Raw genomic sequence first — 18,269 nt, 5'->3', positions numbered from 1 at the left:
AAAAGGGGCATTCATGATGGAAATCGAAACATTAGTCTTACAAAATGAAAACAAAGTGCTACATGCATACACAAATGATGATCAGTTCATACATACTTTTTTTGATTACAAAAACGAAGCGGCTTCGTATTCGCAGAGAATCGAAGAATTATCAGAAAGAAACTATTCGCGAATGCAACTTGCCGAAGTCATACGGTCATATATGGAACCATTCGGTATTTCCGCACAAGCCTCAAAACATATCGAGGAACTTGCTGACGATGGTGTTGTAGTTATAGGTGGACAGCAAGCGGGAATTATGACCGGTCCTCTTTACTCGATCCATAAAGCGGTCACTGTCCTGATTCTTGCCGAACAACAAAGGGAGCAGTTGGACATTCCCGTCATACCGGTATTTTGGGTAGCGGGCGAAGATCATGACTTGAATGAAATCAATCATGTGTACACGGAGACTGCGGGTAAAGTGACAAAAAAACAATACGATGAGAAGTTCGTCTTCAAATGGATGGCATCTGACGCAGCATATACTGAGGCGCAAATGGTGTCGTTTGTGGAAGATATTTTCCGTCAATTCGGCGAAAACACTCATACAAAGGCTTTGAAGCAAGATGTGCTCGAAGCGGTCAAGTTAGAGAAGACATTTACAAGTTTCTTTGTAAGATTGATGAATGGACTCTTTAAAGAGAAGGGTCTATTGTTCATCGACTCGGCGTATAAACCTTTGCGTGAAATCGAAACGGAACATTTTTATAAGCTGATCTGTGAATCTGAAAAACTGTCAGAAATGATTGTTTGCAAAGAAAATGATTTTGAAGATCGAGGTTTTGTCCGTCCGATTCAAGCCCAGCGTGATGCTGCAAATCTGTTCTATGTTCATGAAACTGGACGTGTCCTGTTGTCCAAAAGAGATGGGCAATTTGTGAATGACTCGTTAGGCATCCGTTTCACGGAAGAAGAAATGATTAGCATGGCTACTGAACAACCGTGGATGCTTAGCAATAACGTTGCCACACGGCCGATCATGCAGGATTTTGTATTTCCAGTCCTTGCATTTGTCGGTGGTGCGGGGGAAATTGCTTATTGGGCATTGCTAAAAGAGTCATTTCATCATTTAGGCATAAAAATGCCGATAATTGTTCCTCGAATTTCAATGACGCTTGTGACGCCTAAAGTGCAACAGCTCTTAAAGGAGTTATCTTTGACAGTTGAAGACGTTATGGCAGGAAAAGTTCATGAGGATCGTGAGAGTTTGCTTGAGTCTCTTCACAATGAAGACTTTGAAAACTTGCTAAAAGAAACTGAGCAACGCTTGGATAGGAGCTATACAGAATTAATGAGTGAAGCAAGTAAAGGGATGCAGCAGATTCTTCAAAAGAACCTAAAACTCCATAAAAAGCAATTTGATTATTTGAGGGGGAAAATGGAAGAGGAACTGCTGATTCAAAATGATGTAACGCTCCAAAAGTATAGTAAAGTTGAAAATGAACTTTTACCGGAAGGTTCTCTGCAGGAGAGAATATTTACCCCGTACTTCTTTATGAATAGCTATGGCAACTCATTAGTAGACGACCTACTTCAACAAACGATAGCGATGGATAATACACATAAAATTGTCTATCTTTAAAGAACCTAAAACCCTTCCAGTCCTATTGACTGGAAGGGTTTTTGCTTGTAAATCGATTTGGATATCTCAATGAAACAAGTACTATTGACACATTTTAAAAGGAAAATAGAATATAAGTGGAGGAATGTGGAGGGATGTGGTACATTAAATTCATATAGTGGGGTGAAGAGTATGTTCATGGGCGAATATCAACACACAGTCGATACTAAAGGTCGTCTAATCGTTCCATCGAAATTCAGGGAATTTTTGATGGATGGTTTCGTGTTGACTCGTGGATTGGATAATTGCTTATTCGGTTACCCTATGGAGGAATGGAAACGGTTAGAGGAGAAGTTAAAAGCATTACCTGTAACCAAAAAAGATGCACGAGCTTTCGCTAGATTTTTCTTCTCCGGTGCAACCGAAGTGGACATTGACAAGCAGGGCCGTGTTAATATTCCAACCTCCTTACTCGATTATGCGAAAGTTGAAAAGGATTGTGTCGTCATCGGAGTGTCCAGCCGTATTGAAATATGGTCTAAGAGCGCTTGGGATTCCTATTATGACGAATCTGAGAAATCGTTCAACGAAATCGCGGAAAATATTATTGACTTTGACTTTTGATAACTATTACTGAAAGAGGCGGTTTCAATGTTTGACCACACAACAGTATTACTGCAGGAAGCCGTCGATGGCCTTAATATTAAACTTGATGGCATTTATGTTGATTGCACATTAGGTGGAGCTGGCCATAGTCTTGAGATTGCAAAAGAATTGTCCCCATCTGGTCGGTTAATTTGTTTTGACCAAGATATGACGGCAATCGATGCAGCGAAGGAAAAGCTGAAAGAACATTTGGCGAAAGTTACATTCATTCATTCGAATTTTAGAGATTTAAAGAGCGAGCTAAACAAGATTGGCATCACTTCTGTAGATGGGATTCTATATGATCTTGGAGTTTCCTCACCACAACTGGATACTCCAGAAAGAGGCTTCAGCTATAACCATGATGCAGTTCTTGATATGCGCATGAATACTGATGCGCCACTGACTGCATTTGAAGTAGTGAATGAATGGCGATATGAAGATCTTGTTCGAATATTTTTTAGGTATGGCGAAGAAAAATTTTCAAAAGGTGTAGCAAGGAAAATCGAAGAAGCTAGAACCCATGCGCCGATACGTACAACTTCGGAACTTGCAGAACTTATAAAAGAAGGCATTCCTGCTGCTGCGCGAAGAACTGGCGGTCATCCTGCGAAAAGAATTTTCCAGGCAATCCGTATTGCGGTAAATGATGAGCTCGGAGCAGCTGAAGATTCATTAACAGACGCTTTGACAATGTTAAATACAGGCGGGCGTATAGCAGTCATCACATTCCATTCCCTTGAAGATCGGTTATGCAAAACGATATTCAAAGAAGCATCATCGTTACCTGAGCTTCCGCCAAACTTACCAATCATTCCTGAAGGTATGGATCCTAATTTTAAACTTGTTACGAGAAAACCGATTATTCCAAGCGAAACCGAAATTGCTGGAAATAAAAGAGCCCGGTCTGCAAAGCTAAGAATCTTAGAGAAAAAATAAAAAGGGGGAATTGTTAGATGGCATTGGAACAAAGAATATTTCAAACGAATACGATTCATGAAGTTGAACAGCCACAAGTACCAAAGAGACAAGAAAACCAAGAGCCGGTAAGACGTTCCAGAAAACATTTCTCATCCGGTGAGAAATTCTTGTTTCTGCTATTTGCAGGAGCACTCGTTGTTTTTTCTACAATGATATTGCATACTCAAGCCCAAGTTAACGAAACAAATTTAGAAGTTCAGAAGCTGAATCGGGAAATTACAGAGACGACTAAACAGAATACCGAATTGGCCATCCAAGCGAGCGAGAAATCTACATACGAAGTAATCTGGAATAAAGCAAAGGAGCTTGGGTTGAATCTTAACGAGAAGAACGTAAAGGTTGTGCCTGGACGATGAAAAAGAAGTTTCGATTTCAATGGGGAGCCTTTCTGATGTTTGTAGTTTTCGGAGGGCTCTTTTTGCTATTATTCGTACGACTTTTAAGCATTCAGATAACAGGGCAAGCGGAAGGTCGTCAGATGGCAATGATGGCTGAAGCAAAATACGCTAAAGAAGCGATATTAAAAGCTGAAAGAGGCGAGATCATTGATAGAAATGGTGAAATGATCGCTTCTGATACGTTGAGCTATCGACTGATTGCTATTCTCGCTGAATCCGCTACTGAAAAAAATGCAAAAAAACCAAGACACGTCGTAGATTATGAAAAGACAGCAGAATTGTTAAGCAGATATATCGATATGGATAAAGAAAAAATTTTAAGCCAAATGAAAGCCGCCATAGCTAAAAACACGGAAGATTATCAAGTCTATCAAACCGAATTTGGCAAAGCTGGCCGTGACATCAATCATGAAACGATGCTTGCCATAAAAGAAGCAGCTAAAAATGAAGATGTTACAGGCTTGCAATTCATAGAAGATAAAAAACGGTTCTATCCAAATGGTGATTTTGCTTCGTATCTAGTTGGGTTTGCAATGAAAGAAGAAGGCGAAGATAAAAAAATTTCAACAGTCGGCAAAATGGGACTTGAAAAGACTTATAACGACCTACTCACAGGTGTCAACGGTAAAATGGATTATAAGACTGATTTTTGGGGATTCGTCCTACCAAAAACAGAGAAACAGATTGTTGCCGCTAAGGATGGGATGACGATCCAATTGACAATCGACAAGACCATCCAGAACTTTGTGGAAGATGCTATGAATCAGGTGAATCAGCAATATTCCCCTGAAAAGATGCTCGTTGTTGTCGCGAATCCGAAGACGGGAGAGATATATGCGATGAGTCAGCGGCCTTCCTTCCATCCAGGGACACGTGAAGGACTGACGGAGAACTGGCTGAATGACGCGGTGGAGAACACGGTAGAACCAGGTTCTACGATGAAAATGTTCACATTGGCTTCAGCTATAGAAGAAAAGAAATGGGATCCGATGGCCGAATACCAATCTGGACAATATACGATTTATGATAAGACGATCAGGGATGTGAACAGGACAGGGTGGGGCCGAATATCGTTTCTAGAAGGATTCCAACGCTCATCCAACGTCTCTATGGCCTATCTGTTAGAACGTATGGGAGACCGTACATTCATCGAATACTTGAAAGGTTTCGGCTTTGGTGAGAAAGTGGGTATTGATTTACCACATGAGGCATCGGGCATTCTTCTCGATATTAACCCGAGTGAACGTCTAACGACTTCTTACGGACAAGGTTCAACGGTAACACCAATTCAAATGATACAGGCGGCCACGGCGATTGCGAATGATGGTAAAATGATGAAGCCTTATGTAATTGATAGAATCATAGACCCGAATACCGAAAAGGTTATAGAAGATCATAAGCCTGAAGAGCGTCAATCACCGATTTCTGAAGCGACTGCCAAACAGGTAAGGGAAATATTAGCATCTACTGTCACATCTGATGCTGGAACCGGTCGGAAATTCGCCTTATCCGATTACACTGTTGGCGGCAAAACGGGAACAGCTGAAATCCCTAACACTAAGGGACGTGGTTACTTGGCAGGCGACGGAAATTATTTGTATTCGTTTCTTGGAATGGCACCCATCGATGATCCACAACTGTTGACTTACGTTATAGTCCAACAGCCGAAACTGGAAGTTGGGCAATATGGATCTGATCCTGTAGCAGCCCTTTTTACATCCATTATGGAAAGTAGTTTGAAGTATATGAACATCGTGCCAAAAGACAGTGGATCACCAGCTTCAGTTTCATTGTCCACAACTGTTGGTAAAGAAGCGTCTGATGCATTTGGTGAAATGCAGGAACAAGGCTTTACGCCGATTCTAATCGGTGAAGGCGGTAAAGTAATTAGTCAATATCCCGAAAAAGGAGCAAAATTGACGAAAGGTTCAATTGTACTTTTGCAGACCTCCGGCGACACGAAGTTGCCAAATTTTTCCGGATGGTCGAAAAAAATGGTGTTATCGTTTAAAATGTTATCTGGACTGGACATTCGTTTAAATGGCGATGGATATGTTGTAGAACAAAGCCTGTCAGAAGGTTCTGTTGTCAGCAAAGTTGACCCTGTCGTCTTGCAATTACAGTCGCCTGAAATGAAACACTCACCTGTAAAGTTTGAAGATGAATCAGAAGAGGAAGAAGAGATAATTGGCGGATGATGTATAGCTTTCCGGATCCTTTCATAAGTTGATAGAAAAATGAAAGGTGTGGGGAACTGCGAAAATATGCCGATTTACAATCAAAAAAAAGATTACGAGCAGTTTTCATCTTATTTATCGTCTGTATTATAATGGTTGTTGGCAAACTCTTTCATGTTCAAATCGTGAAGCATGATTGGCTAAAAGCAAAAGCGGAAGAGAATTGGGATAGAGAAATACCTTTTGGTGCAATTAGGGGAGAAATAAACGATCGCAATGGACAACGTATAGTTGGTAACCAACTTGCTCCGACATTGTACTTTATGCCTTCCCAAAACCGTGAACCCGAAAAAGCGGCAACAGAGTTAGCTGCGATTCTTAAAACGGATGCTGCGAAGCTACTTGAAAAAATGACGAAAAAAGAGTATATGGTGAAATTGGCACCTGAAGGAAAGAATATTACGCAAGAACAGGCCGATGAAATCGCAAAACTGCAAATCGAAGGCCTGTACACTGGTGTCGACTTTGTCCGGAATTATCCGAATGATGATTTGTTAGCTAGACTTATTGGATTTACAGGATATGATGGTCAGGGGTTGGCAGGTATTGAATATGCTTATGATGAAATACTACAGGGTACAGGTGATAAAGTCAGACTTTATACAGATGCTAGAGCAGTTCCGTTACCCCATGTTGACGATGGTTTTCAAACCGGAGAAAACGGTGCAACAATTGAATTGACTATCGATGTTGAAATGCAAAAGATTATGGAACGTGAAATGATACAAGCGATGGAGAAATATGACTCCACTCAAGCGCTCGGAATTATCATGAATCCAAAGACAGGTGAAATCCTTTCTCTTGCATCTATGCCATCGTTTCATCCGACTAACTACCAAGATGTCGATCCGTCAATATATAATCGGAATTTACCTGTATGGATGACATTTGAACCGGGATCGACATTCAAAATAGTAACGTTGGCAGCAGGCCTTGAAGAGAAAGTCATCGATCTTCATAATGACCATTTCTATGATCCAGGTTATACAAAAGTGGCAAATGCCAGATTAAGATGCTGGAAAAGATCCGGACACGGTCATCAGTCCTTTTTAGAAGTAGTTGAAAACTCTTGTAACCCGGGCTTTATAGAGATTGGACAGCGACTTGGAGGCGAAAAACTGGATTCTTACATTCGAAAGTTCGGATTTGGTGAAACGACCGGCTCCGGAATCGCGGGCGAAGCAAAGGGAATTCTATTTTCTAAAGAGGCTTTTGGTCCTGTCGAACAGGCTACTACTGCTTTTGGCCAAGGGATTTCCGTTACGCCAATCCAACAAGTGCAAGCGGTCGCCGCTGCTATAAATGGCGGTTATTTATATAAACCGTATATTGTGAAGGAAATAAAGAATGATAAGGGTGAGACGATACAAGCTTTTGAACCGGAAATGAAAAGACGAGTCATTAGCGAAGAAACTTCTGCCCAAGTGAGAGAAGCTTTAGAGTCTGTTGTCGCAAACGGATCTGGACGCAATGCTTTCAATGATGGACTTCGTGTCGGCGGTAAAACAGGGACTGCTCAAAAGGTTGTAGACGGTGCATACCGGGACGGTGATTATATCGTTTCATTTATCGGTTTTGCACCAGCAGATGATCCCGAATTGCTTGTTTATATCGCAGTCGACAGTCCGAAAAACTCTGTTCAGTTCGGTGGAGTTATCGCGGCGCCGATTGTAGGAAGAATTATCGAAGAAATAGCACCACTAGCAGGAATCGAAAAGCGGGCGGATCAGATTGAAAAGGAATACCGATGGGGCGATCAAGTCACTCACCGTGTACCAGATCTAACAGGGATGACAAAAGGCATGGTAGGTCGTCAACTTCATACGTATTCTATAAAATGGCATGGAAAAGGTGAAGTCGTCAAATATCAGATGCCCGAGCCGGATACGCTAATGAATGTTGATGATATCATCCATGTCTATACAGAAGAATGAGCAATACCGCATTTTTAAAACAGTTAAGGAGCACATACTATGAAACTCGTCACAACAATGACGGTCATCACCGTCGCATTCATCATAACAGCTCTATTAGGCATGGTGATTATACCATTGCTTAGAAGACTAAAATTCGGGCAAAGCATACGGGAAGAAGGTCCGGATGCCCACAAGAAAAAAGCAGGCACGCCTACAATGGGCGGCCTTATTTTCCTGGGCTCGATTATCATTTCAATGCTTGCCTTATCATACATATATGAAGATGTACTAACAACCCAGACAATTGTCTTAATGATTGTTCTCGGAGGCTTCGGTCTAATCGGGTTTTTGGATGACTTTATTATTGTCGTCATGAAAAGAAACTTAGGATTGACGTCCATTCAGAAACTAATCGGTCAAATCGTCATTGCGATTATCGCCTATTTCCTTTTGAAAATGGGGCCATTTGACACGACGGTCATTATTCCATTTACCGATTTCTCCATCGATTTGGGTATCTTCTATGTGGCGTTCCTTGTTTTTTGGCTAGTTGGGTTTTCAAATGCGGTCAATTTATCAGATGGTCTAGATGGTCTTGTCGCGGGAACGTCAACGATTGCTTTTGCTGCTTTCGGTGTATATGCTCTTGCGTACGAACAAAATGATATAGCGATATTTTCATTCGTTGTCGCTGGTGCGATGCTTGGCTTTTTGCTCTTCAATATGAAACCCGCTAAAGTGTTCATGGGCGATACAGGTTCATTGGCACTTGGTGGAGCGATCGCCATGCTATCGATTCTAGTGAAACAGGAACTTCTTTTACTCGTTATCGGGATCGTCTATGTGATTGAGACATTATCGGTCATGATTCAGGTGACCAGTTTCAAATTGACAGGGAAAAGGGTTTTCAAAATGAGTCCGATCCATCATCACTTTGAATTATCAGGTTGGTCGGAATGGAAAATCGTTATAGTCTTTTGGGGAGTGGCTTTCTTGGCTGCGATTATCCCTTTATTGTTGGAGGTGTTCTAATTGATGAAGCCGAATAGGTTCAACGGGCAACGCGTGCTAGTACTGGGTCTTGCCAAAAGTGGATTTGCGGCGGCTGAACTCCTTCATTCGCTTGGTGCTGTCGTGCTTGTTAATGATGCATCACCTGAAGATGGAAACGAGGATGCTCTTATTCTACGTTCAAAAGGTGTGGAAGTGATTTGTGGAAGCCATCCGCAAGATTTACTTGACAGGGAATTTGATTTAATTATTAAAAATCCAGGTATTCCTTATCACAACAATGTATTGCAACAGGCATTGCAACAAAATATACCGATTTGGACGGAAATTGAGTTGGCCTACTTGGTCAGTGAAGCTCCGATAGTTGCTATTACCGGTTCGAACGGTAAAACAACGACGACGACATTACTCTATCACATGCTTAATATCGGCGGTAAAAACCCGCTTATTGCCGGAAATATTGGTACAGTTGCCAGCTCAGTTGCTGAACAAGCAACTGAAAACGATGTAATTGTCATGGAAGTCTCTTCTTTTCAATTAGCTGGTATCGAAAATTTCCGCCCGAAAATAGCTGTCTGGACGAATTTGTATGATGCCCATATCGACTATCATGGAAGTGCTGAAGAATATGCCAAGGCGAAAGCGAAAATCATTATGAATCAAGAAAGTGACGATTTCTTCATCTACAATGCTGACCAGGCAGAATTGCAGCCGTATATCGGACATGGTCGTGGGGAAAGAGTTCCATTCTCGCTCAACGGTAAAAAGCAGGAAGGTATTTCAGCTGATGATGAGTTGATCTACTGGCAAGGTGAGCCATTCGTAAAAAGATCTATTATCAAACTGCTCGGACAGCATAATCTGGAAAATATCTTAGCAGCAACAGCATCTGCTATTCTTTTAAATTGTGATAAAGAAGCAATTGAAAATGTCTTGAGTTCCTTTACGGGTGTGCGTCATCGTATGCAATTTGTAAAAGAACTGGATAATCGTACCTTTTTCAATGATTCCAAAGCAACAAATACGCTTGCTACAAAAAGTGCTTTATCATCATTCGATGAACCCGTTATTTTGATTGCAGGTGGCTTGGACCGTGGTCATTCCTTTGAAGAGTTAAGACCATACATGTCACAAGTGAAAGCACTATTGACACTAGGTGAAACAGGCAATCGGTTAGTTGAATTCGCCCAATCATGCGGAGTCCCATTCGCTAAAAAAGTCACTTCCATGGAAGAAGCTGTTAGGGCTGCATATGAGGTTTCTAAAGAAGGGGACCAAATTCTTCTATCACCGGCTTGTGCAAGCTGGGACCAATACAAGAGCTTTGAAAGCCGTGGAGATGCATTTATCGAAGCTATTATGAAACTGTAAAACCTACGACGATGTAGTAAACAATAAGACGGAAGGATGCGTTCACTGGACCGGAAATTGAAAGCTGCGTTTCTCATATCAGCTGCATTACTGTCTATAGTCGGATTGGCATTTGTCCACTCAGCAGGTTCTTACTGGGGCCAAGTCCATTATGCCGATTCTTCGCCTTTTATAGTCAAGCAAGGAATTTATATGGCGGTTTCAATCTTTGCCGCGTTCGTGTTGATGAAAAGCCCATGGACCTCTAACCACACATTTTGGACAGTCTTTTATTACATAACGATTCTGTTGTTAGTAGCTGTCATGATCCCGGGTGTGGGGGCTGTCAGGAATGGTTCTCAAAGTTGGATTGCTTTGGGACCATTCAGTCTTCAGCCTGCTGAATTCGTCAAAGTGGCTTTGATTGGAAAGCTCGCTTTTTCAATGAAGATGCGTGCGGGAAAAAGTCCTTTTCACATCAGTCATTTTATTCTAATCCTATTACCGGCGGCTTTAATTATGTTACAGCCGGATCTTGGTTCAGCTGTCATTATGATTGTCTCGGCGTTCGTCATCTTGTTTATAGCGGGTTATCCATTATCGTTTTTCACTGTCATCGGATTTGCAGGCATCGGAGGTTTCATTGCTCTTATTGCCGCAGCGCCATACAGATTAGATCGCATCAAATCGTATATCGATCCTTGGAATGATCCACTCGGAGCAGGGTTCCAGGGAATCCAATCTTTATTCGCTATAGCACCTGGAGGCCTGTTTGGTCACGGATACGGAAATAGCAGACAGAAGTATTTGTACTTGCCTGAGCCCCAGAATGACTTCATCTTTTCAATCATTGCAGAAGAAATCGGTTTTCTTGGCGCGACATTCATACTGTTATTGTTTGTTGTATTACTCGTCTCTGCATTTGGGATTGCTATTCGGACAAAAGCATATCCTTCTTTTTTAATAACTGCTGGTATGGCGTCGATGATCATTTTCCAGACATTCCTCAATGTTGGTGTCGTATCCGGACTACTACCTGTGACAGGCGTGACATTGCCTTTCATTAGCTATGGTGGTTCCTCATTATTGACAACATGGATGGCAGCGGGCGTTATTTTACATTTTGCATTTAATCGAAAACGAATTTGAAAGGTGGGGAGTCAATGGATAAAGTGATTGATATTGAAGAACGGATTCCTTCGTTAAGAGAAAAGCGAAGGAGGAAGACGAACAAAAAGTTTCTCTTCATCATCGCGATCTTTTTCATCGCTCTCCTCGTCCTATTATATTTCCAGTCCCCATACAGCAAAGTCGGGGAGATTGTAACAAATGGCGCTCACTTGTATGAAGACACTTATTATATTGAGAAGAGCGGGATTTCATCTGGCACACCATATTGGAGCTTCAGCACGGAAGGTGTTCAGAAACAGTTGGCTTCTATTGATGGCGTGAAAGAAGTAACTGTTACAAGAAAGTTACTGAGGGATATTGACATCGCTATTATTGAATGGGAAACGGTTGCTTATATCGAGGACAAAGGAAATTATTCTTTACTGCTAGAAAATGGTGAAATATTCCGAAGTGAAAACATCAGTTCAAATATTCCGATTTTGAATCATGTGGATGATTCTGACGTCCGAAAAAAACTGACAGCACAACTGTTGAAAATAGACGATGAAGTGTTGCATCTTATTTCTGAAATCATTTACACGGGTTCAGGAGATGATCATGATACTATTACGGTTTATATGGATGATGGATACGAAGTTCGTGCAATCATTCAAACGTTTGCAGAAAGCATGGTGTATTATCCAGAAATTACATCACAGTTGAATGGCCTTGAAAAGGGTATAATCGATATGGAAGTCGGAACGTTCTTTTCTCCTTTCAGCGAAGTTTATGGCGGAGGGGAGGGGGAAGAAGGAGTAGGTGATGAAGTTGACGAAGAAAGCGAGTAATGGGAATAACCAAAGGGGAAGATATGTCCTGTATGCGATTGTTTTTCTTGTGCTCGGTTTTATTTTCGCATTTTCTTACCGAACATTAGGAAAGGACAAGTCGGATGCAGTTCATGGCGCTACTTCTCAGCAGGAAGAACAGTATCGCGAAGATCTTATCAGTCAGAAAGAGCGCAACAAAGAACTCGCTGATGAAATCCTTCAAAAACAAGTCGAAATCAGGGAGTTTGAAAAATCGTTCTCGGAGAATGAAAATAACCATGCAGGCCTAGTGAATGAAGCAAAAGATTTGAGACTGTTACTCGGTGCAATTCCTGCAACAGGTCCTGGCGTAAAAGTGACATTATCAGACGGGGATTATGATCCTGTGGAACAGAATCCGAATGAGTATATTGTCCATGAGAGCCATGTGTTAGGTGTCGTTAATGAATTGAAAATATCAGGTGCACAAGGAATTGCGATTAATGGACAGCGGATTTCATCGAATTCGTATATAAAATGTACAGGCCCTGTCATTAAGATTGACGGTCGTACACTACCGGCACCGTTTGTCATTGAAGCTGTAGGAGATACCGAAGTACTCTCAGCATCACTGACTTTAAAAGGCGGCATGGTGGATAGCCTGCTTCACGACAATATTGTAGTTGGAATTGAACAACTGAAAGAGATTCGATTACCGGCATTACGAAACGAATCATGAGAATGACGTCTTTCGGGAAAGGGGATATTTGATGAAAAAGACGATAAATCTTAAATTCACACTAATCCTCCTTCTAATCGGTTTTATGATTGCCGTTCAATATAATTCAATAGAGAATCCTAAGCAACGTGATACGAGGGATATATGGGCGATACGCCAAGAATTAGCTGAAGAGAAAAAACTTCACTCTGAACTACTGTCTGAAATACGTGAGTTGGACAGGACGATGTCTTCCTATCGAACGCTTAGTGATTTCAGTACTGGACAAGCGCTGAGAGACACAGTGGACAAGCTACATCAGAAAGCAGGCACTACTGACATAGAAGGACCTGGGATTATTATCGATATCCTTCCATCTGCAGAAAGTATAGCGTATGGAATACCAATCACGAGTATTTCATCCGATCTATTAACCCGTTTTGTCAATGACGTAAACAGATTTAAAGGAATTGATATGGAAATAGACGGTAAAAGATATAACGTCTTAAGTTCGATACGTGTCATTAATGGTTCCACTTCCGTTAACGGTTTAAATGTTTCGACACCGCCGTTCAAGATAAAAATCATTTCACAGACATTAGCAGATAGTGAGAAGCTCTATAATTATTTGTTGGCATCATCGATACATGATGATTTCTATTTGGATAATCTGATTCTGGATATTAAACCCCCTGAAAAAGGCGTAATCATCCGTGCTTGGCCAGAAAAGTTGGAAAATCTGTATTTGAATGAGCTACCGAAAGGGGAATAACTATGTGGTTGCCGTTGTTAGGTTTAATTTTTGGAGTTTCGTTAGGGTTATTATCAGATATTCAAATCCCACAAGTATATAGCAACTATTTGTCGATAGCAGTCCTGGCAGCTCTGGATACTCTTTTCGGAGGCATACGTGCACATCTCCAGCATATATACGATGACAAGGTTTTCATCTCGGGCTTCTTTTTTAACATAGTGCTTGCGGCATGCCTGGCCTTCCTTGGCGTCCATTTAGGCGTAGATCTGTATTTGGCTGCGGTATTCGCATTTGGTGTGAGATTGTTCCAAAATATCGCTGTCATACGACGGATTTTATTAGCTAAATGGTCTGATCGAGGGAAGTTAACACAAGCTAAAGTACAGGATTGAAAGGAAATGTTGCCCTTATGGCGAAAATATTTAGACAATATGACCGTAATACAATAGAATGTAAGATAAGGACTGTAATAGGAGGTGCCGGGAAATGAGTGAATCGACAATATATGTATCACTAGATATAGGTTCTTCATCCATCAAAGTACTGATTGGTGAAGTGGATGGCGGATCACTCCACGTTATTGGGGTCGGAAACGTTCAATCCGCGGGTATTCGTAAAGGAACCATCATCGATATAGATGCGACTGTTCAATCCATCAGAAAAGCGGTTGAGCAGGCCGAACGCATGACGGGCATGCAAATTAGGGATGTCATTCTTGGCATACCTGCCAATGGTGTATTACTGCAAGATGTAAAAGGCGTTGTCGCGGTCAATTCCGAAAATCGCGAAATAACCGATGATGACTTGGACAGGGTTATGAAGTCTGCACAAGTGATGTCTGTACCGCCTGAAAAAGAGATTGTCAATATCATAGCGAAGCAATTCATTGTAGATGATTACGATGAAATTAAAGATCCAAGAGGGATGATAGGTGTTCGACTTGAAATGGATGGAACGCTCATTACCACTTCTAAAACGATGGTACACAATATATTAAGATGTGTTGAAAGAGCTGGTTTAGTCATCCGTGAAATCTATTTGCAGCCTCTTGCATCAGGCACATTCGCATTGACAGAAGATGAGATGAATCATGGAACCGCATTTATCGACATTGGCGGTGGATCCACGACCATTTCAATCTTTGGTGATAATCGCTTTATTTCCACATCGGTCATCCCAGTTGGTGGAGATCATTTAACAAAAGACCTATCGATTATTTTGAAGACACCGACCGAACAGGCCAGAAAAATTAAACATCAGTATGGACATGCTTTTTATGATGATGCTTCTGATGATGAATTATTTGAAGTGCCCGTAATAGGTGCTGATTCAAAAGATCAATATAGTCAAAGATACATATCGGAAATCATCGGTGTCCGATTGGAAGAATTATTCGAATTGATTTTGGAAGAATTCTATCGCATGGGTATCCATGATTTGCCGGGTGGGGTCGTCTTGACTGGCGGCACGACAAAACTTGAAGGCATCCTGCAGCTAGCTAGACATGTACTAAAAACAAGAGTTAGGATTCACACGCCTGAATATATCGGTGTTCGTGAACCAATGTATTCGACTGCTGTAGGTCTTATCCGTTATGCTAATATGGAAGATACGTATTTTGGCATATCGGCTGAAGCACAATCTGTTGCAACTACTCAGGAAACAGACTACGGTCTTGCACCTAAGAAGAAAGTTGCAAAACAGGATAAAGAAAATAGACCGGGCCTGATGAGTAAGACAAAGAAGTTTTTAGATGGATTTTTCGAATGACTAAGACGTTCAGTAAGGACTAGGAGGAGAGACAATGCTTGATTTTGATACGAATATCGATGCTCTTGCTGTCATCAAAGTAATTGGTGTCGGCGGTGGCGGTAATAATGCTGTCAACCGAATGATTGAACATGGAGTACAAGGCGTTGATTTTATCGCGGTAAATACTGATGCGCAAGCACTTAATTTATCAGAAGCTGAAGTGAAACTGCAGATTGGTGCAAAATTAACACGTGGACTGGGTGCAGGTGCTAATCCTGACGTCGGCAAAAAAGCAGCAGAAGAAAGTCGCGAACAGATCGAAGAAGCACTTCGTGGTGCTGATATGGTATTTGTAACTGCGGGAATGGGCGGAGGTACTGGTACAGGTGCAGCACCCGTCATTGCTCAAATTGCAAAAGATCTTGGTGCACTGACTGTTGGTGTCGTTACAAGGCCATTCACTTTTGAAGGGCGTAAACGTTCTACACAAGCGATTGGCGGAATTACTGCAATGAAAGAATCTGTCGATACGCTAATTGTCATTCCAAATGACAAACTACTTGAAATCGTTGATAAAAACACACCTATGCTCGAAGCGTTCAGAGAAGCGGACAATGTACTTCGACAAGGTGTTCAAGGTATATCTGATTTAATCGCTGTACCAGGTTTGATTAACCTAGACTTCGCAGACGTTAAGACAATCATGTCCAACAAAGGATCTGCACTTATGGGGATCGGTATGTCTACAGGTGAAAATCGTGCCGCTGAGGCTGCCAAAAAAGCCATATCAAGTCCTTTGCTTGAAACATCGATTGATGGTGCCAAAGGTGTTCTTATGAACATTACGGGTGGCTCTAATTTGAGTCTATTCGAAGTACAAGAAGCGGCAGATATCGTTGCTTCGGCATCTGATGAAGATGTCAACATGATTTTCGGTTCGGTCATCAATGACGCGTTGAAAGATGAAATCGTTGTGACAGTCATTGCAACAGGATTCAATGAAGAACAGCTTAGCCCACCGAAACCATCACGTGGTGCAGGATTTGGTGCTGGACGTACGCAACCACAACAACAACCACAACAATCGCCTGTCCAGCCTTCACATACGCGTAGAGAAGATTCGCAGCAGTTCCAACAGCCGGAGCAACCTGCACGTCAGCAACATAGTAACCAACAAGATGATGCGTTAGATATTCCAACATTCCTTCGTAACCGTCGTCGATAAGATAGTATAGCTTCTCAGAAATCCATATGGATTTCTGAGAAGCTTTTTTGTGTTGATTTATCATCAATAATTTTTAAAATGAATAAGCAAATACACGAAACTCTCAAATTGTCGAATATTTACCGATAATTCATCTTTGATACGACAAACATTGCAGAATTCAAATGTTATCCTTATTTTCAAGGAGGGCGTCGTGATGTATGGGGAACTCATTATCGGAATCAATATGGTATTTAATTTTGCGGTTTTATTATTTGCTAATCGAATGGGCAAGGCACAAGCCACATGGACACGATTGGCGCTCGCAGCATTCATCGGCGCGTTGCCAGTAACTTTTTTCCCTGACTCCTTGATCGCTCTCATCGCCGCATTTGCCTGCATGATTCTATACGCTTTTGGATTTTCTTTTAAAAACTGGGGTGGCGCTTCGATACTTGTCCTAATCGGTTCTCTATTTGCAGGAGGAATACTTACCGTCTTGACGGAAAGGCTGCTGTTTTCAAATACTATTTACACAGTACTTGTTTGTGCATTGCTAGCTTATATCACATTGTATTTATTGAAAGTGAAGTGGCTAGATGTTCGGGTAGCCCGTCATCTTTCTTCGTATAATATGGACTCTCAGTTATCGATTTGGAATAAACAAGTGGACATTACCGTTTTCGTCGATACAGGAAACCAATGCAGTGAACCACTTTCAAGTGATCCCGTACATTTTGTATCGCTACAATCGATTCGAAATATAGTGCCTGATGAACTATTAAGTCCATTGGAGTCGTGGGATCCTAAAGGAATGCCGAAAATAGCATCTTTTCCGCAACGCTATCAAAAAGGGATACGGTTAATTCGTCTGCAGACAATTCAAGGCATTTCCTGGGCTGCAGGTTTTAAATATGAAAAATGGCTAATTGGGGAAGGAAGTGAATTGCCGTCAGGCTATATTGTGCTGACAAAAGAGGATAACCGGTATCCGGAAGGGGCAGGCGCGATATTACATGTATCCGCATTAGAATCCATCACAAACGAAAGGGGAACAGGTTATGTGGTCTGAAATGAAAAAATGGCTATCAATCATTAAAAGTTATTTCAAAAGAAAAAGTGGCACATATTATATTGGAGGACATGAATCCCTTCCAAAACCATTGACGAGAGAGGAAGAAGCGGTAGCAATTAGAGCGTTCATGGAGGGCGACATGAATGCGCGTGACACATTAATTGAGAAAAACCTTAGACTTGTCGTCTATATTGCGCGCCGTTTTGACAATACAAATACACATATTGAAGATTTGATTAGTATAGGTACGATTGGACTTATAAAAGCGATCGAAACTTTCAAAGCCGATCGCAACATTAAACTTGCGACATATGCATCACGATGTATCGAAAATGAAATATTAATGCATCTGCGAAAAACTAACCGTACCAAATCAGAAATTTCTTTTGATGAACCATTGAATTCAGATGCCGATGGAAATGAATTGCTTCTATCTGATATTTTGGGCACAGACGAGCATATTATTACTGATGATGTCGAAAAAAAGCTTGAAAGACAACATATGATTGAAGCAATCAGTACATTGGATGAACGTGAGAAATATATAATGGAATGTCGTTTCGGCTTGACAGGCAGGCTAGAAATGACGCAAAAGGAAGTCGCGGAACTGCTGGGGATTTCACAATCCTATATTTCGCGTTTGGAGAAGAAAATCATCTCGGAACTTCGTGATAAATTGAATCATCCGATTGCCTGATGGTTGAAA

17 protein-coding genes are annotated in these 18,269 nt (G+C 41.4%); all 17 read left to right on the top strand.

Annotated features, from left to right (window positions below; translation table 11 throughout):
* The first annotated feature begins 13 nt into the window (after window positions 1–13).
* On the top strand, window positions 14–1,624 hold the full coding sequence (bshC, locus tag QWT69_RS09580) for a bacillithiol biosynthesis cysteine-adding enzyme BshC (RefSeq protein ID WP_317965138.1): 1,611 nt from the start codon (window positions 14–16) through the stop codon (window positions 1,622–1,624).
* Between the two features lie 171 nt (window positions 1,625–1,795).
* A complete protein-coding gene (mraZ, locus tag QWT69_RS09575) occupies window positions 1,796–2,227 on the top strand; it encodes a division/cell wall cluster transcriptional repressor MraZ (protein ID WP_317965136.1) in 432 nt (143 codons plus the stop codon).
* 27 nt (window positions 2,228–2,254) lie between these two features.
* Complete coding sequence (gene rsmH, locus QWT69_RS09570) at window positions 2,255–3,187, top strand: 16S rRNA (cytosine(1402)-N(4))-methyltransferase RsmH (protein WP_317965134.1); 933 nt, start codon at window positions 2,255–2,257, stop codon at window positions 3,185–3,187.
* 17 nt (window positions 3,188–3,204) lie between these two features.
* The gene (gene ftsL, locus QWT69_RS09565) at window positions 3,205–3,585 is read left to right on the top strand and encodes a cell division protein FtsL (protein WP_317965132.1); all 381 of its coding nucleotides are present in this window, start codon (window positions 3,205–3,207) and stop codon (window positions 3,583–3,585) included.
* Between the two features lie 62 nt (window positions 3,586–3,647).
* Complete coding sequence (locus tag QWT69_RS09560) at window positions 3,648–5,825, top strand: penicillin-binding protein (RefSeq protein ID WP_317965130.1); 2,178 nt, start codon at window positions 3,648–3,650, stop codon at window positions 5,823–5,825.
* Between the two features lie 131 nt (window positions 5,826–5,956).
* Window positions 5,957–7,798, top strand: coding sequence for a penicillin-binding transpeptidase domain-containing protein (locus tag QWT69_RS09555; RefSeq protein ID WP_317965128.1), 1,842 nt, complete (start codon window positions 5,957–5,959; stop codon window positions 7,796–7,798).
* A 39-nt stretch (window positions 7,799–7,837) separates the two neighbouring features.
* Entirely contained in the window at window positions 7,838–8,812 is a 975-nt protein-coding gene (gene mraY / locus QWT69_RS09550; protein WP_317965126.1) for a phospho-N-acetylmuramoyl-pentapeptide-transferase, read from the top strand.
* Between the two features lie 3 nt (window positions 8,813–8,815).
* Window positions 8,816–10,162: a UDP-N-acetylmuramoyl-L-alanine--D-glutamate ligase gene (gene murD / locus QWT69_RS09545; RefSeq protein ID WP_317971021.1), complete on the top strand. Its 1,347-nt coding sequence runs from the start codon at window positions 8,816–8,818 to the stop codon at window positions 10,160–10,162.
* Window positions 10,163–10,198: 36 nt separating this feature from the next.
* Window positions 10,199–11,290 (top strand): putative lipid II flippase FtsW, encoded by a 1,092-nt coding sequence (gene ftsW, locus QWT69_RS09540; protein WP_317965124.1) that lies wholly within the window; start codon window positions 10,199–10,201, stop codon window positions 11,288–11,290.
* Between the two features lie 14 nt (window positions 11,291–11,304).
* Window positions 11,305–12,099, top strand: a complete 795-nt coding sequence (locus QWT69_RS09535) for a cell division protein FtsQ/DivIB (RefSeq protein WP_317965122.1) — start codon at window positions 11,305–11,307, stop codon at window positions 12,097–12,099.
* Window positions 12,074–12,799, top strand: coding sequence for a DUF881 domain-containing protein (locus QWT69_RS09530; protein ID WP_317965120.1), 726 nt, complete (start codon window positions 12,074–12,076; stop codon window positions 12,797–12,799). The genes QWT69_RS09535 and QWT69_RS09530 overlap by 26 nt, the downstream gene beginning before the upstream one ends.
* A 31-nt stretch (window positions 12,800–12,830) precedes the next feature.
* Window positions 12,831–13,550 (top strand): DUF881 domain-containing protein, encoded by a 720-nt coding sequence (locus QWT69_RS09525; RefSeq protein ID WP_317965118.1) that lies wholly within the window; start codon window positions 12,831–12,833, stop codon window positions 13,548–13,550.
* 2 nt (window positions 13,551–13,552) lie between these two features.
* Window positions 13,553–13,924, top strand: a complete 372-nt coding sequence (locus QWT69_RS09520) for a small basic family protein (RefSeq protein WP_317965116.1) — start codon at window positions 13,553–13,555, stop codon at window positions 13,922–13,924.
* 94 nt (window positions 13,925–14,018) lie between these two features.
* On the top strand, window positions 14,019–15,302 hold the full coding sequence (gene ftsA, locus QWT69_RS09515; RefSeq protein ID WP_317965114.1) for a cell division protein FtsA: 1,284 nt from the start codon (window positions 14,019–14,021) through the stop codon (window positions 15,300–15,302).
* Window positions 15,303–15,336: 34 nt separating this feature from the next.
* On the top strand, window positions 15,337–16,509 hold the full coding sequence (gene ftsZ, locus QWT69_RS09510; RefSeq protein WP_317965112.1) for a cell division protein FtsZ: 1,173 nt from the start codon (window positions 15,337–15,339) through the stop codon (window positions 16,507–16,509).
* A 196-nt stretch (window positions 16,510–16,705) separates the two neighbouring features.
* Window positions 16,706–17,560, top strand: a complete 855-nt coding sequence (locus QWT69_RS09505) for a sigma-E processing peptidase SpoIIGA (protein ID WP_317965110.1) — start codon at window positions 16,706–16,708, stop codon at window positions 17,558–17,560.
* Entirely contained in the window at window positions 17,550–18,260 is a 711-nt protein-coding gene (gene sigE, locus QWT69_RS09500; protein ID WP_317965108.1) for an RNA polymerase sporulation sigma factor SigE, read from the top strand. Before QWT69_RS09505 ends, sigE begins: the two co-directional genes overlap by 11 nt.
* The last annotated feature ends 9 nt before the right edge of the window (window positions 18,261–18,269 follow it).

Origin of the sequence: Sporosarcina oncorhynchi, assembly GCF_033304615.1 — a bacterium.
Lineage (GTDB): Bacteria > Bacillota > Bacilli > Bacillales_A > Planococcaceae > Sporosarcina > Sporosarcina oncorhynchi.
This window is presented reverse-complemented; position numbering and strand designations above follow the sequence as displayed.

Bases quoted from the DNA above. Each gene is read 5' to 3' on its own strand.
- bshC (WP_317965138.1), top strand. From the start codon at position 14: ATGATGGAAATCGAAACATTAGTCTTACAAAATGAAAACAAAGTGCTA.
- mraZ (WP_317965136.1), top strand. From the start codon at position 1,796: ATGTTCATGGGCGAATATCAACACACAGTCGATACTAAAGGTCGTCTA.
- rsmH (WP_317965134.1), top strand. From the start codon at position 2,255: ATGTTTGACCACACAACAGTATTACTGCAGGAAGCCGTCGATGGCCTT.
- ftsL (WP_317965132.1), top strand. From the start codon at position 3,205: ATGGCATTGGAACAAAGAATATTTCAAACGAATACGATTCATGAAGTT.
- QWT69_RS09555 (WP_317965128.1), top strand. From the start codon at position 5,957: ATGGTTGTTGGCAAACTCTTTCATGTTCAAATCGTGAAGCATGATTGG.
- mraY (WP_317965126.1), top strand. From the start codon at position 7,838: ATGAAACTCGTCACAACAATGACGGTCATCACCGTCGCATTCATCATA.
- murD (WP_317971021.1), top strand. From the start codon at position 8,816: ATGAAGCCGAATAGGTTCAACGGGCAACGCGTGCTAGTACTGGGTCTT.
- ftsW (WP_317965124.1), top strand. From the start codon at position 10,199: ATGCGTTCACTGGACCGGAAATTGAAAGCTGCGTTTCTCATATCAGCT.
- QWT69_RS09535 (WP_317965122.1), top strand. From the start codon at position 11,305: ATGGATAAAGTGATTGATATTGAAGAACGGATTCCTTCGTTAAGAGAA.
- QWT69_RS09530 (WP_317965120.1), top strand. From the start codon at position 12,074: ATGAAGTTGACGAAGAAAGCGAGTAATGGGAATAACCAAAGGGGAAGA.
- QWT69_RS09525 (WP_317965118.1), top strand. From the start codon at position 12,831: ATGAAAAAGACGATAAATCTTAAATTCACACTAATCCTCCTTCTAATC.
- QWT69_RS09520 (WP_317965116.1), top strand. From the start codon at position 13,553: ATGTGGTTGCCGTTGTTAGGTTTAATTTTTGGAGTTTCGTTAGGGTTA.
- ftsA (WP_317965114.1), top strand. From the start codon at position 14,019: ATGAGTGAATCGACAATATATGTATCACTAGATATAGGTTCTTCATCC.
- ftsZ (WP_317965112.1), top strand. From the start codon at position 15,337: ATGCTTGATTTTGATACGAATATCGATGCTCTTGCTGTCATCAAAGTA.
- QWT69_RS09505 (WP_317965110.1), top strand. From the start codon at position 16,706: ATGTATGGGGAACTCATTATCGGAATCAATATGGTATTTAATTTTGCG.
- sigE (WP_317965108.1), top strand. From the start codon at position 17,550: ATGTGGTCTGAAATGAAAAAATGGCTATCAATCATTAAAAGTTATTTC.